Genomic DNA, 14,364 nt, shown 5'->3' with positions numbered 1-14,364 from the left:
AATGATGGCCGCCGAGACTGTTCCGATTGCCCTTACCATAGCCGGGTCCGATCCTTCCGGGGGCGCCGGTATTCAGGCGGATTTGAAAACGTTTTCTGCTTTCGGAATCTACGGTGCGACTGTCATCACGGCATTGACGGCGCAGAACACGCTCGGGGTGACGGGCGTTTTTCCGATATCGCTCGACTTCATCGCTGCGCAATTTCGTTCGGTCGTTTCCGATCTCAAAGTTTCGGCCATGAAAACGGGAATGCTCGGCGACGCTGCGACCGTCGAGACGATCGCGCGCCTTCTCGGCGAGGTTCCGGCTGTGCCCGTGATCGTCGATCCGGTCATGGTGGCGACGAGCGGGGATGTTCTTCTCGCGCCCGATGCCATCGACGCGGTGCGCGGCGCTTTGCTTCCGAGGGCTCGCCTGATTACGCCGAACATCCCGGAGGCCAGCCGACTGCTCGATGGTCCGCTGGCAGAGACCGAAGCAGATATGCGGGTGCAAGCCGAAGCGTTGATGAAATTCGGTTGCGCCGCGGTGCTTCTCAAAGGCGGTCATGGAACTGGGGCGGAAGCCGTCGATGTTTTGTTCGACGGACAAGAGCATCATGTTCTTCGCCGGCCGCGCGTCGCGACGCGGAATTCACACGGCACGGGTTGCACGTTGTCGGCAGCAATTGCGGCCGGTCTCGCGCAGGGGCACCCGATGCGCGAGGCAGTGGAAAACGCAAAGCGCTTCGTCTGGCACGCGTTGTTTGCCGGTGCACAGATGCAGATCGGCAAAGGCAACGGACCTGTCGACCATAATTTTGCGCTGAGAAAAGCGTAGCTTCGCCGTTCAGGGCGCGTGCTTCCTGGTCGTGCGTGCAAGGCCTGTGGCGAGCGAGCATCTAACCGCTTCGACTCGCACGTCAGGGAAGGCGTCAAGGCTTGCGCCCCATCTAGGACTTTGGCAGCTTGCGCGCGACTTCGGCATAACGCCGTTCACAGACTCCGGGGGGAGCGCCAAGCTAAGTTTCGAGGGATTGAAACGGGGCTTGGCAAGAACCGGTCCGCCTACGGCGGGCCGGTTTTTTGTTGCCGCTATTCTTGTTGCTCAAGTGGCACAGGATAGATGTTTTGGCCCCGTTGAGTCTTTCCTCACATGTAGTTAGGCAAAGATAAGCGTAAGGTGAGAACTAAGGTAAACGCCGTCAAGGCGTCGGGGGCTAGTACATGCGGCAGTCAAAAAAGAGATCAGGGAATCCGTTCCGTCTCGCAGTCATTGGCGCAGTTGCTGCTGCGACTTGGTCGAGCGCAGCATCGGCGGGCGGCTTCGACATTCATGAGCAGTCGACTGTGTTTCTCGGCTCGGCTTCGGCAGGGTCCGCGGCGGGCGGCAGCCTCGGGTCGATGTTCTGGAATCCGGCGGCGACGGCGCAGTTTCCAGGGCTGAACTCGGAATCGTCTTACACGCTGATCCTTCCGTACGCGAATGTCGACATCACCGGTCCGGGTCCTTTCGGCTCCGGCAGCAGCGGTAACATCGGCATCGACGCGACGACGAGCGCGAGCTATGGCGCTTACCAGATTTCGAAAGACCTTTGGATCGGCATCGCGCTCAACTCGCCGTTCGGATTGGCTTCGAAGCCTGAAAATACGTTCTACCCGGGATCGTACCTGGGCGTGACAGCCAAGCTTATCACGATGAACGCCAATCCGACGATTGCGTATCGCATCGCGCCGGGTATCACGATCGGTGCGGGTGTGCAGATCGAATGGGCGCAGACGAAACTGCAATTTCGCGATTCTCCAGATAGCGTCGCGCAATTTGGTGGCACCGACTGGGCATTCGGCGGCACAGCGGGTATCACGATCGAGCCGGCTCGGGGCACGACCATCGGTCTCGGTTATCGCTCTCAGATGACGCACGAGTTCGAGGGAACGTTTCATTCAGAGGCTCTCACCTTCGGAGCCAACGTTCCTGCGACAGCAAAGGTCAACCTTCCCGATATCGTGACATTGAGCGCGCGGCAGGAGATTACGCCAACCACTCGGCTCATGGGTACGGTGGAATGGAAGAACTGGAGCGTGTTCAAGGACCTTCCGTTGACGACGCCCGGCGGAACGTTGGCGGTCGACGCGAACTGGCACGACGGTTGGTTTTTCTCTGTGGGCGGTGAATACGACTATTCTCCGCTTCTCACGTTGCGGAGTGGCGTCGCTTATGAGATCTCGCCCGTTCAGGACCCTTCCGAAAGGCTCGTTCAGATTCCCGACAATAATCGGGTCTGGCTGAGCATCGGCGCGAGCTACAAGTGGAGCGACTCCATCACCCTCGATGCAGGGTATTCGCACATCTTTGTCCAGGACGGCGGTGTCAACCTCAACACAGTGACCGATATCGGCCCATTCACCGGCACGGCGCAGGCGTCGATCGATCTCTTCTCTGTCGGCATGCGCACGAAGTGGTAAGCCACTCCCTGAGCTGAAAACAAAAAACCGGGCCCAACGCGCCCGGTTTTTTTATGCGTGCCGATTGAAGAAGAGCCTCAAGCGGCGTCGTCGACTTTCAGCTCGTGCATGATGCTTTCGAGAATGCCTTCGAGCTTGTTCGCGGATGTTTCGAGCGCACTCGCTGCTGAGACGACGCGGTTGGATTGCGCGGCCTGAGATTGGCTCATCGCGTAAAGCCGGCCGGCGTTGCGGGCGATTTCCTCGCAGCCCTTCGGATCGAACGGATTGGCCTGAAGCGACCAGGCAATGTCGTGGATATCTTCGGCCGCCTTCAGGATTGCGTGCGACGGCAGAATGCTTTCGTCGACTGCAGGTCTCGCGAGCAGAGCGGCCCGCGTTTCGGCCATCTTCGCCTTGATCGCTTCGATTTCCGCCTTGAGCTGGCCGAGGAGAGCAGGCGGCTCGCGCAACGAGCTTTGCAGACGCTTGATTGCGTCTTCGAGAAGGGCGCTGTCGAGCCGGCGGGCGCGGCGGCCGTGCTCCGCCAAAAACCAACGTCCGCGGGCGGTTTCCAGGAGCGTCGTTTCAATGGCCCGGTATTCGGTTTCGGTGTCGCTTGGGATGATCGAGGGAAGAGCCTGCATGGCCGTATTGTGCTCCGCAAAAATCAGCTTAATGGGTTACGCGATTCTCGCGCGGCGTAGACACAACCTCCGGCTGAACCGAGCGGAGCTTGAAGATCATTCTGAGCAGTTCGGCCTTATACGGTGACGTGAGCATTTGAGCATAAGGGACCGAGGTATGGGCGCGGGCAGAGACGCGAGGTGGAGCTTCGCGGTGCCGGTCGCGTTGTTCTACGCGGCGCTGTTCGTCGTTTACGGAACGAACGTGCCGTTCATGCCTGTCTGGCTGGATTGGCGTGGGCTATCGCCCGCCGAGATCAGCATCATCGTCGCCACACCTCTCTTTCTTCGCCTGTTCGTCACCCCGGTGATCGCCATGGCGGCCGATCGTGAGTGGGCTCACCGAAGATACCTGATCATTCTCGCCTGGCTCACCTTGGGGTTCGTGCTCGCGCTTGCTGCCTCCCAATCCTTCGGCGGCATTCTTCTTTTCGCGACGCTCCTCATGCTGTGCAACTCGACGATCATGCCCTTGATCGAGACGATTGCGGTGAATGGCATGCGCCATCGCGGGCTTCATTACGGCCGTGTGCGTCTCTGGGGATCCTTGTCGTTCGTCGCTGCCTCCTTTGCCGGTGGTGTCGTCATCAATGCATATGGCGGGGGCGCCGGCGTTTGGCTGATTGCTTTCGGCTGCGGGTTGACCGTGCTTGCCGGTCACTTCTTGCCGGCGGAAGACCGGCCGGACGCGCCGGCGAAGCCCTCGGTGCCGCTTTGGCAAGGTGAGGCGCTGCGCGATCTGATGAGGCAGAGGAAGTTCCTAGTCTTCCTCGTTGCGGCGGGGCTCGCGATCGCGTCCCATGCCGCGTTCTATACGTTCGGCATTCTGATTTGGAACCAACAAGGTCTCTCGGCCGCGTGGAGTGGAAGTCTCTGGGCCATCGGCGTCTTTGCCGAGGTTTTGCTGTTTTCGGTTTCGGGTTCCGTCATTCAGCGGTTCGGCGCAGCGCAGTTGATCGCGCTCGGTGCGGCTGCCGCGATCCTGCGCTGGCTCGTGATGGCGTTCGATCCGCCTCTTGCCGTGCTGCTGCCGCTGCAGATCCTACATGGCTTGACGTACGGCGCGACGCACATCGGTGCGATCCATTTCATCCACGATACCGTCGACCGGGAGAAGCAGGGCACGGCGCAGGCGCTTTACGCGACGATGTCATCCGGGGTCGCGATGGGATGTTCGACGCTGATCGCGGGCTGGGCTTACGCGCGTGGCGGATCGATGTCGTATCTGGCGATGGTGGCCATTTCGATCGTATCGCTTGCCGCTGGACTATGGCTCGTCAAGTCGCGCAAGGGCACGGTGTTCGGCGCGGCGAAAGTGGAAACCGCGTAACTGCGCCAACTCAACCCCAGAGTTCCGGCTCGGGGGGATACATGATCCCGTTTTCTACCCGCAATCCGAATTCGCGATCGCGCGCCAGAAGCAGAGGCCCGTCGAGATCGATCCAATCGGCTTCGGAGGCGAGCAGCATCGCAGGGGCGACGGCAAGCGAGGTCGCGACCATCGAGCCGATCATGATCTTGAAGTTTTGCCGTTGCGCAGCCCGCACGAGGCTGATCGCGCCGGTCAAGCCGCCGGCCTTATCGAGTTTCACGTTGACCGCATCATAAGAGCCGACGAGGCGCGGAATGTCGGCGGCCGTATGCACGCTCTCGTCGGCACAGATCGGAACGGCACGCTCAATGTGGCGTAAGGCTTCGTCATTGCCGGCGGGAAGCGGCTGCTCGATCAGCTCGATCCCGCACTCGGCAGCGACGGACACGAGATGCTGCACCGTCTCGACGGTCCATGCTTCATTCGCGTCGACGAGGAGGCGTGCATCGGGACGGGCTGCGCGAACCGCTCGCATGCGGGCCTCGTCGCCTGCGCCTCCGAGTTTGAGTTTCAGAAGCGAAAGGTTCGGCACGCGCGCCGCCTTTTCGGCCATCGTCTCCGGTGCATCGAGGCTGATTGTAAAGGCGGTTACCTTCGCCTCTGGCGGAGCGAGTCCGGCGAGTTGGTATGCGCGGACGCCGGTGCGCTTGCTTTCGAGATCCCAGAAGGCGCAGTCGAGGGCGTTGAGCGCGGCGCCCGGCGCCAAGTGCTGCGCGAGATCGGTGCGGGTCGAAACGCGGCCGGCCAACGAACGGATGGTTTCGAGCACACCGGTGACGTTCTCGCCATACCGGGTATACGGCACCGCTTCGCCGCGGCCCCGATGCGCGCCGTCGGAGACTTCGACCACGACGACTTCGGCGGCCGTTCTGGCGCCGCGTGAAATGATAAAAGCTTCTCGAAGCGGCCAGACCTCGGCTCGGGCTTCAATGGTCAGCGCGGTCATCGGTCATCGCCCATCGCCAGATTGGCATCGATCGTACCGACATCGGGTGACCGAAGGAGAACGGCAAGCCCGCTACCGGATGCGGCCGGCCGCGTGGGCGAGGAACAGATATACCCGGCCGGTTTCCGAAACGAGATGTGTTTGCGCCGTTCGGCCGGTCGTGTCGCGAGCTTCCGCTTCTTTGATGATGCGTTCGAAGTCGGACAGATAGCGGAAAATCGACTGGGCAAGATCGTTATCGGTTTTGACGCGCGTCGAGATCTCGTCAAAGAGCGTTCGTGCTTCCGGGGCATAGATGCTGCGTACGAGGACGTTGCGCTGGCCCGCGCGGATACGATTCCAAATGGCGCCTGCCGTTGCCTGGTCGAGCGCGCGCGCGATCATGCCGACGTCGAGACGAACGGGAGCAGGCGCGGGCGGCGGCTCCGGGGCCTGCGCGGGTGCCTCGTCCTCGTGAGAGGCGCGGGCCAATAGATCACCGAGCGACCATCCTTCGCGTGCTTCCTGCTGTGACGCGCCTCTGCCGCGGCTCGGTGCGCTTTCCTGCTGAACGAGAGATGAGGCCAACGATCCGCCGAGGCGGGCGGGAGCCGGGTCGGGGCGAGCCAGATCCGGCCGGATGATTTCGCGCGGGGCGTTGGCGCGCTGGGAAATCTGCGTCAGCTGTTCGATGGCGCGCAACTGATCCTGCAGCGCGCGGCGCATGGATTCCGCGGTTTCGCGCGTACTTGCGGGAAGGCGTGCGGCTTCCTCGCGGATGCGGGCCTGCTCGCGGGCAAGGGTCGCTGCCGCTTCCGCCGCGCGCATGCGCGTTTCATCGGAGGCCGACGACAAGCGGGTGGTCAGGTTTTCGAATTCCCGCGAGAGTTCGCCCGATACGTTCTGGAAGCGGTTTCTCAAGTCGGAAAGTGCCCGGTCGCCCTGGGCTTCCGTCTCGTGCTTGACGCGGTCGAGTTCGGCCATGAGTGCACGCGAGCGGTTCTCGGCGCTGTCGCGAAGCTCTTCGGCGATGGCTCTGGCCTTGAGTTCGATATTCGAGAACGAGCCTTCGAGGTTCGTCGAGTAGCCGGCGATCGTCCGTCCGAATTCGTCGGCCTTGCCGGAGAGGCGGTCGAGCGTATGGGAGAGTTCGGCGTGCCGCGACTGCAGCGTGTTTTCGATCTTGCTGTTTGCGGTGTCGAGCACGTTCGCAGCTTTGAGGATCTGCTGCCCTTGGTTCTCGAAGCGATCGGTGACGCCGTGAATTTGCGAGAACAGATTTTCGGCGACGTTCTGCAGGACACCCGACTGTTTGGAGAGGCCGTCGATGGCCTTCATCGTCTGGCGCGTGATGTTCTCGCTGGTGCGGCGCACGGCGTTGATGCCGTTCATCACGGAATCGTCGAGTTCGGCTGCCTGATGCGCGATCGTATCGCGGAACGTGCGGGAATGCAGTTCGAGTGCATTGGTGAGTAGGGACGCCTTTTCGCTGACCGCGTGATCGATTGCCGTCGTCGAGCGCATGATCTGATCGTCGAAGAGTTCGAGCCGCCGCTGGAAGGCCTCGTCGAGAGACCGCGTGCGTTCGACGAGTTGCCCGTCGAGCGCCTGGGCGCGGTTCGACAGCGTCGTATCGAGTGCGCGGGCGTACTCCTCGAACACGGTCTGCAAATTCTCGGTGCGATTGCCGAGCGTGGTATCGAGCGTCTGCATATAGCCGTCGAACGTCACGCGCATCTGTTCGGTGCGGGCGCCGAGGGCCGTGGAGAACGCGGACGTATAGTCTTCGAGGACGGACTGCAGTTGCAGCGTGCGCGATCCGACGGCGTTTTCGAAGCGGCCCGTCGCGGTCGCCAATGACCCTTCGAGGTTGGCGAGATTTTCGCCCGCGTTCGAAATGATGCCGCGCAGCGTCAGCTGCTGCTGCGAAAGCTTTTCGATGAGCGTCGGGATTTCGGTTCCGAGCGTTTTCAGCGTTTCGGTGACGTTGGTCGAGGTATCGAGAAGGGCATGGCGTTCGCCGCCGAGCTCGTTGATCAGCTCGCGGATGCGGCGCTCGTTGTGCTCGTAGGAGCGTTCGAGTTCCGCGACGTGATTGTGGACAAGGGCCTCAAGTTCGCCGGCGCGGCCGAGGGCTCGCGACACGGCGTCGTTCATGAACGAGACTTGCCGGCGGACCGCTTGGCCGAGGCTCGCGATCGATTGCTCTGCGGTTCTGTCGGGTTCTGCGAGGCGGATCGCGACTTCGCTCATCGTTGCGGATTTGAGTGCGAGCGACGCGATGTGCCAGTTCAGCAGAGCCAGCAGCCAGATAATTCCGATCGGCGCGACGATGGCCGTGATGGTGTAGAACGTCGCGGGCTGCAGCAGCAGCGACGAGAAGGTTTCGCCCGCCTGCCAACCGGGCGCCATCGTCAGGGCGCCGACGGTCAATCCGACGACGGCCCAGACGGCGCTGCCAATGGCGGCGAGGCGGAAAACTTTGCTCGAGGGCTTTTGCTCGAGCGCGTAGATCAAGCCGCCGATGCTTGGGACGTCGTCGTTGGCGGCGATCTTTCCGCGTACGGGGCCTGCGGGGCGGCGGCGTGCAACGCGGCGTGCCGGTGCGTCATCGCTCGCGGTTTCGTTGTCGGGCTTCAACGGTGCGGGTGGCGCGGCGGACCGCTGGTGGTCGTCGCCGAGGAGCGGTGGCGGAAGGGCGAGCGGCGTATCGATCGAGCCCTTTTGGATTGATGTTTGGCCGGCCGGCTGGGCTGTCGCTTGGCTGGTTGCGTGGCCCGTCACTTGGGCTGCCGCTTGGCGCAAACCGTCGGGAGCGCTCAAGGTAGGCTCCGTCGATGCCGGCTGCGTCCTGCCGCCGATAGCCATGAGCTTCGCAATCTGATCCTGCGACATTGCGCAATGCCCCCCACTCGATCCGGTACGCGACACAAGCCCGTGCGCTTCAGGCCCACCGGAACTCCCATTTCGCACCCTATAAGATTTTTACTTGGTTACAAAATGGAAACACATGGGTAACCATACGGAATGTCTATGCATCTAAGAGACTTAGCGAGTTTGGGGCGCGCATTGCGGCCGGATTGCGGCCGAGGGGTCGCCCGGGATACCCCTGCGGCCTCACGCCTGTAGGTTAAGTAGCGGTTTACGACGATGGCTGAAACACTGCGGCCTGCTTTACCCAGAGTTATCGCGCATTTGCGACCATGATTATTCAAAGGTCAGGCATGGCGACGCTATGCCCGCAGCAGTGCAAAGTGCATCGGAATGCGTATCATGGACATCCGACCGGCTCGCTCGTTCGATCTTCAGGCCCCGGAAAACCTCGGCGGTTCGAACGAATTGCCGGTCGATCTTGCGCATTTGCGGCGCTACACGCTTGGGGATAAAGCGCTGGAAGACGAGGTTATCGGGCTTTTCCTCGCGCAACTCCCCGAGACGATAGCGGCTCTCAGGTCGGCCGCCACCGAGCGAGACTGGAAGATTGCGGCGCATACCCTCAAGGGATCGAGCCGGGCCGTCGGGGCATGGCGGATGGCGAAATTGGCCCAGCAAGCTGAGGCACTTGTTTGCAGCGCCGAGCCCGGAGCGTGCTCGGATGCGATCATCAAACTGGAAGCCGCGGCATCCGAGGCCCGCACGTTTTTGCACCAATCCAGCAAATTGGCTTAAGCATCGGGGCAACAGCATTTGCGCGTCGCAGGGACGCGCGCCCGTTCGGCTTGAAATAGAAGCTGCGTCCATCTAAGTGTGCGCGCTAGCTAATCAACCCAATTCGCTCGAAGCTGCCGAATGGCAGCCTTTTCAAGCCACAAGGACGCGCACGCAGCCATGACTAAAATAACGTTCATCCAACCCGACGGCGAGAGTCAAACGGTGGAGGCGGAAAACGGTTTGACCGTCATGGAAGCTGCTAAGCTTAACGACATTGCCGGCATCGAGGCTGAGTGCGGCGGCGCCTGCGCTTGCGCAACGTGTCACGTCTACGTGGACGAAGCTTGGCGGGACAAAACCGGCAAGGCTGCCGACATGGAAGAGGACATGCTGGATTTCGCGTTCGATGTCCGCGAAGGCAGCCGGCTCTGCTGCCAGATCAAAATCACGGACGCTCTCGACGGTCTCGTCGTCCGCGTACCTGCGAAGCAGTTCTGACGTATCCTCATTTTCAAACGGACGATCGCAATGATCGAGACTACTCCCGCCGCGCTCGAAGTTTCCGACATCTCAGAAGCGTCTGAAACTTCCGGGCCGATTGAAACCGATGCCATCGTTATCGGTGCGGGACCGTGCGGTCTCTTCGCCGTTTTCGAATTGGGTCTTCTCGATATCAAGGCGCACGTCATCGATATCCTGGACCGGCCCGGTGGGCAGTGCGCTGAGCTTTATCCCGAGAAGCCGATCTACGACGTTCCGGCGCTTCCGGTCGTGACCGGTCAGGAATTGACCGACCGGCTGATGGAACAGATCAAGCCGTTCGGGCCGCAGTTCCATTTCAACGAGCGCATCGACGGCTTGGTCCGCGAGGCGGACGGCCGCTTCCGCCTCACGACCGACGCCGGAACCGAGTTCCTGGCTAAAGTGGTCGTCGTCGCTGCGGGTGGCGGGTCCTTTACGCCGAAACGGCCGCCGCTCAACGGCATCGAAGAATACGAAGGCAAATCGGTCTTCTATTCGGTGCGCAAAATCGAAACGATGCGCGGGCACGACATCGTCATCGTCGGCGGCGGCGATAGCGCTCTCGACTGGACGCTCAATCTCGCGCCGGTTGCCAAGAGCTTGACGCTGATCCATCGCCGCGACGAGTTCCGCGCCGCGCCGCATTCGGTCGAGAAGATGCGCAAGCTCGTCGAGGAAGCGACCGTGCGTCTGATGATCGGTCAGGTCACGGCGCTCGAGGGCGCGAACGGCCATTTGACGGCGGTCGACGTCAAGACCGCGTCAGGTACGGAGCGCATTGCCTGCTCGGCCATGCTTCCCTTCTTCGGGTTGACGATGAAGCTCGGGCCGGTTGCCAACTGGGGGCTCAATCTTCATGAGAACCTCATTTCCGTCGACACCGAGCGTTTCGAAACGAGTGAACACGGCATCTTCGCCATCGGCGACATCAACACGTATCCGGGTAAGCTGAAGCTCATCCTATCGGGCTTCCATGAGGGTGCGCTGATGGCGCAGGCCGCTCATAAAATCGTCTATCCGGACAAGAAGCTGCTGTTCCAGTACACGACGTCGTCATCGAGCCTGCAGAAGAAGCTCGGCGTAAAATAACGCGTTATCTCTCGGCGGCGGCCGCGATTTTCGCGCCGTCGCGCATGAGCCGCCGCAGCGGCTTCGGCAGCTTTTTGACCGCGGTCTTGATGCGTGCGCGGAGAAATCCAAGGTAGACCCTTGCGTAGATTTCGCCCTTCAGCGTGAGCGGCATCACCCAATCGACGACCGGGTCGGCCTTCTCGCACCAGTCGAATTTGTAACCGTCGCCGGGCGCGAGCATATCGCAGGCCTCGAGGCCTTCAGCATATCCGTCCTTCAGGCTCTGCTCGAGGAGCAAAACGCCGGCGCCGGACTTCTCGTACTCGAGATTGAAGGCGATCAAATGCATCGCGATGCGCGCTTTGCAGGCGAAGGATACTTCGAGCGCCGCGATCTCGCCGTTCGATTTCAAAGCCGAGACGATGCAGCCAGCCGGCTTCGTCTTGCCCTCGGCCAGATCGGCGAACAGATCCGCCATGCGCCGATCGGCGATTGCGTTCGACAGCAGGCCGCGAGATTTGAGCCACTCGGATTTGAGCCCGAGGGCCTCGACCGCGAGTTGACGGGCTTCGTCGCCGCCATGGAGGCGAAGAAATTGCATCGGGCCTTTTTCTTCGAGCCGGCGGAAGAGGCGGCGGCGGTTCTTTCGCGTCTTGCTCGAATAGCGTTGTTCGAAGGCGGGGAAATCCGCAGCCGACGTTAGATCCATGTAAGGCGCGACCAGACGTTCGGCGGCCGTGGCGCCGAGTTCATTCATCAGTGGAGTGACGTTCGCGTCCTCGCGGACGCGGCGCAGGCGGAGGATGTCGGCACCTGATTGCGAGCGGAGTAAATCGAACGCGGCGCGCAGGATCGCATCTTTATCCGGAACATTCTCGATGAGGGCGTCGCCGTATTGGCTGGCGGATCCGCCCATCCAGAAGACTTGCGTAATGCCGCGCATGCGCTCGGAAACGAGGGGGAACACCATGATGAGGCGATCATCGCGGCGCGCTGTGATGAGCAGTAGCTTCAGTGTGCTCGGCTGGCCGTTTCGCTCCCGCAGATAATGATTGGCCCAGTGCCAGCAGAAATTGAAGGTTTGAAATACGTTCGCCGGCTTGCCGGATTTCGCGAAAAGATCATTCCACTCTGTTTCGAGAGCATCGAACGCCGCACGATCCATGATGAGATCAAATTCGCAAAATGTTGGATGCACAGCTGCGACGGCGCGGCATTGTTCGATCGTTGGCCGCTCGAAAGACGTCAGCGCGCGTGCGGCAGTGGTCATCATTGGCCAGTGCGATCTCGATGGCGGGGCGGGCCCGCTGTTTCAGGATTTGCTTCTGACGTTGTAGCGAGCAAACGTTAGGTGAGCGTTACGCCGTGCAATTCTGACCAATGCCCTTACGCGTGTGCGATTTCGAGAAATGCCAGGACAATCAATAAAATAGCGCTTGCTGCAACGAGGACTTTGCCGCGCCGAGTGGGCGCCGCGGTTCCCATCACCAGCGCTGCGATCAATACGGCTGCAGACAAAAGATTGATCGGAACGAGTGCCGCCGGGCCAACCGATCCGCGGCTAGCCGGATACTCCTGTCCAATCCAGATGCTGGCCGCGATGGCGAGTGAAAGCGCGCCCACGAGGCGAGGCCATAGCCCGGTGACAGGTCGTGCAAGTCCGGCAATTGCGAGTGCCGCGAGCGGAACGATCAAAAGGCCGAGACCGGCGATGCCCTTGATGATGATTTCGGCCCAGAGGATCTGCTGCACGCGAACATCCGGCTAGCTCGATTTTCGAGGTCCTAGAGCGGTCCGTCTCAATGCTCGAAGACTTCCTTCATGCGGGCGCCGCCCTCAGCAGAACTGTTCGATCCGCCGCCGCCCCAGCCACTGAGCAGTCCGCCGCCGTCTTCGGTTGGTTCAGGAGGCGAGGGCGTGTAGTCGCCATTGAGATGGCGGGTCAGCGCGAGCTTGATCCTCGCGACTTTCAGCTCCGAGCAATAGTCTGCGCCCTTTTCGGTCAGCGCTTTGGAGACACCGTTGAATGCCGTGTCGTAAACTTGCGTGAGCTTCGCACCATCCGCAGGATTGGCGGCGGTCTCGGACGACAGGAACTGGTTTTTCAGTTTCGCTGGATCGAAATTGTAACCGCATTTAATGGCACGTGCGGATGTCGCCGCGACGTCCATTGCGCGCGCGACGGGATCGTTCGGATTGGCGTTTTCTGCAGCCGCTTTCGATCCGCCACCCAAGAGGGAGCCGGTCGATAGGCTTGGCAGCGACGCGCCGCAGCCCCCAAGGGCCGCAGTCGAGACGGCTACTAGTAAGATTCTGACGTGTTTCATTGGGATGTTCCCCCCACCCCGGATTTCTAAGCCATTGTCCCCAGGCCAAGCCCAAGGTCAATAATTAGAATCGAGTTAGCCACATTCGGAGCCTAATTGTTTGCGGCACAACTCGATAGGCCTATCGGGATTTTACGCACCAAAGTACGTCCGAACGGCGTTCTTAACGCATCAACGCACGCATTCCGGCATCAAGTCCGTCGAGTGTCAGGGGAAACATTCGGCCGTCGAGGAGCTGACGAACGATGCCAATGGATGGCGTCCAGTCCCAATGAAGTTCATCGACGGGATTCAACCAAATGGTGTGCTTGTAGATATCAGCGACCCTTTTCAGCCAGACGGCGCCGGGCTCTTCGTTCATATGCTCCACCGAGCCGCCGGGGACGGTGATTTCGTAGGGGCTCATCGAGGCATCGCCGATGAAGATGACCTTGTAGTCGGCAGGGTAAGTGTGGAGCACCTGCCATGTGTCGATCTTGTTGGTGTAACGGCGCGCGTTGTCTTTCCAGACACCTTCATAGAGGCAATTGTGGAAGTAATAATATTCGAGATGCTTGAACTCGGCGCGGGCTGCGGAGAACAGATCTTCGACCTCGCGGATGTGGTCGTCCATCGAGCCGCCGATGTCGAAGAACATCAAAAGCTTTACGGTGTTGTGCCGTTCCGGGCGGAGACGAACGTCGAGATAGCCCTTCTCGGCGGTGCCGCGGATCGTGCCGTCGAGATCGAGTTCGGAAGCGGCTCCGGAACGCGCAAATTGGCGTAAGCGGCGAAGCGCGACCTTGATGGTGCGCGTGCCGATTTCAGCGGTGCCGGCGAGATCCTTGAATTCCCGCTTGTCCCAAACCTTGATGGCGCGCCGATGCCGGCTCTCGTGCTGGCCGATACGAATGCCGGCGGGATTATATCCGTATGCGCCGTAGGGTGAGGTTCCGCCGGTGCCGATCCACTTGTTGCCGCCCTGGTGACGCTCTTTCTGTTCGGCGAGGCGCTTCTTCAGCTCCTCCATGATTTTGTCCCAGCCGCCGAGCTCGGCGATTTTCCTCTTGTCCTCTTCGGAGAGGTGGAGCGTGCTGATACGGCGGAGCCATTCCTCGGGAATTTCGGCTTCGATTGTTTCGGGCAGGAGTTCGATGCCTTTGAAGACGTGCGCGAAGATCTGGTCGAAGCGATCGAGGTTGCGTTCGTCCTTCACGAGGGTTGCGCGGGCGAGATAGTAGAAGTCCTCGACGCGGCCGCCCGCAATTCCGGTGCCGACGGCCTCGAGCAGCGTCAGGTATTCTTTGAGCGTTACCGGAAGTTTGGCTGAGCGGAGCTCAGTGAAGAAAGTCTCGAACATCAGAGAAACGTAAGCACTTCCGCGCGCCGGGACAATGCGCCAAGGGG

General features: G+C 61.0%; 13 protein-coding genes. 6 read left to right on the top strand and 7 right to left on the bottom strand.

Going from position 1 to position 14,364, the window contains the following annotated elements:
* Positions 1 to 4 precede the first annotated feature (4 nt).
* Positions 5 to 820 (top strand): bifunctional hydroxymethylpyrimidine kinase/phosphomethylpyrimidine kinase, encoded by an 816-nt coding sequence (gene thiD, locus BM399_RS18445; protein ID WP_092869456.1) that lies wholly within the window; start codon positions 5 to 7, stop codon positions 818 to 820.
* A 386-nt stretch (positions 821 to 1,206) separates the two neighbouring features.
* Positions 1,207 to 2,445 (top strand): OmpP1/FadL family transporter, encoded by a 1,239-nt coding sequence (locus BM399_RS18440; protein WP_092869272.1) that lies wholly within the window; start codon positions 1,207 to 1,209, stop codon positions 2,443 to 2,445.
* Between the two features lie 77 nt (positions 2,446 to 2,522).
* On the opposite strand, the gene BM399_RS18435 is transcribed toward BM399_RS18440, so the two are convergent.
* Entirely contained in the window at positions 2,523 to 3,071 is a 549-nt protein-coding gene (locus BM399_RS18435; RefSeq protein WP_092869271.1) for a hypothetical protein, read from the bottom strand.
* 193 nt (positions 3,072 to 3,264) lie between these two features.
* Here BM399_RS18435 and BM399_RS18430 point away from each other — a divergent pair, with 193 nt between their 5' ends.
* On the top strand, positions 3,265 to 4,440 hold the full coding sequence (locus tag BM399_RS18430; RefSeq protein ID WP_244531362.1) for an MFS transporter: 1,176 nt from the start codon (positions 3,265 to 3,267) through the stop codon (positions 4,438 to 4,440).
* Positions 4,441 to 4,450: 10 nt separating this feature from the next.
* Here the strand turns inward: BM399_RS18430 and dgcA are convergent, their stop codons facing one another.
* Together dgcA and BM399_RS18420 are read right to left on the bottom strand one after the other, a co-directional pair.
* Complete coding sequence (dgcA, locus tag BM399_RS18425) at positions 4,451 to 5,428, bottom strand: N-acetyl-D-Glu racemase DgcA (RefSeq protein ID WP_092869269.1); 978 nt, start codon at positions 5,426 to 5,428, stop codon at positions 4,451 to 4,453.
* Between the two features lie 72 nt (positions 5,429 to 5,500).
* Positions 5,501 to 8,302, bottom strand: coding sequence for a coiled-coil domain-containing protein (locus BM399_RS18420; protein WP_092869268.1), 2,802 nt, complete (start codon positions 8,300 to 8,302; stop codon positions 5,501 to 5,503).
* A gap of 378 nt (positions 8,303 to 8,680) precedes the next feature.
* Between BM399_RS18420 and BM399_RS18415 the strand changes: the two genes are divergently transcribed.
* From BM399_RS18415 to BM399_RS18405, 3 genes are all read left to right on the top strand, one after another.
* Positions 8,681 to 9,076 (top strand): Hpt domain-containing protein, encoded by a 396-nt coding sequence (locus BM399_RS18415; RefSeq protein ID WP_092869455.1) that lies wholly within the window; start codon positions 8,681 to 8,683, stop codon positions 9,074 to 9,076.
* A 159-nt stretch (positions 9,077 to 9,235) separates the two neighbouring features.
* On the top strand, positions 9,236 to 9,556 hold the full coding sequence (locus BM399_RS18410) for a 2Fe-2S iron-sulfur cluster-binding protein (RefSeq protein ID WP_045837936.1): 321 nt from the start codon (positions 9,236 to 9,238) through the stop codon (positions 9,554 to 9,556).
* Positions 9,557 to 9,586: 30 nt separating this feature from the next.
* Complete coding sequence (locus BM399_RS18405; protein WP_092869267.1) at positions 9,587 to 10,669, top strand: NAD(P)/FAD-dependent oxidoreductase; 1,083 nt, start codon at positions 9,587 to 9,589, stop codon at positions 10,667 to 10,669.
* Positions 10,670 to 10,673: 4 nt separating this feature from the next.
* Here BM399_RS18405 and BM399_RS18400 read toward each other — a convergent pair whose 3' ends face one another.
* The 4 genes from BM399_RS18400 to BM399_RS18385 form a co-directional block, all read right to left on the bottom strand.
* Entirely contained in the window at positions 10,674 to 11,924 is a 1,251-nt protein-coding gene (locus BM399_RS18400) for a GNAT family N-acetyltransferase (RefSeq protein WP_244531361.1), read from the bottom strand.
* A 113-nt stretch (positions 11,925 to 12,037) separates the two neighbouring features.
* The gene (locus BM399_RS18395; protein ID WP_092869266.1) at positions 12,038 to 12,403 is read right to left on the bottom strand and encodes an ABC transporter permease; all 366 of its coding nucleotides are present in this window, start codon (positions 12,401 to 12,403) and stop codon (positions 12,038 to 12,040) included.
* A 47-nt stretch (positions 12,404 to 12,450) separates the two neighbouring features.
* Positions 12,451 to 12,978, bottom strand: coding sequence for a hypothetical protein (locus BM399_RS18390; protein WP_092869265.1), 528 nt, complete (start codon positions 12,976 to 12,978; stop codon positions 12,451 to 12,453).
* Between the two features lie 163 nt (positions 12,979 to 13,141).
* Entirely contained in the window at positions 13,142 to 14,317 is a 1,176-nt protein-coding gene (locus BM399_RS18385) for a vWA domain-containing protein (RefSeq protein WP_092869264.1), read from the bottom strand.
* Positions 14,318 to 14,364: the final 47 nt, after the last annotated feature.

The organism is Hyphomicrobium facile (assembly GCF_900116175.1).
Classification (GTDB): Bacteria; Pseudomonadota; Alphaproteobacteria; order Rhizobiales; family Hyphomicrobiaceae; genus Hyphomicrobium_B; species Hyphomicrobium_B facile.
Note: the sequence above shows the minus strand (reverse complement) of the source record. Positions and strands in the feature narration are given on the sequence as shown.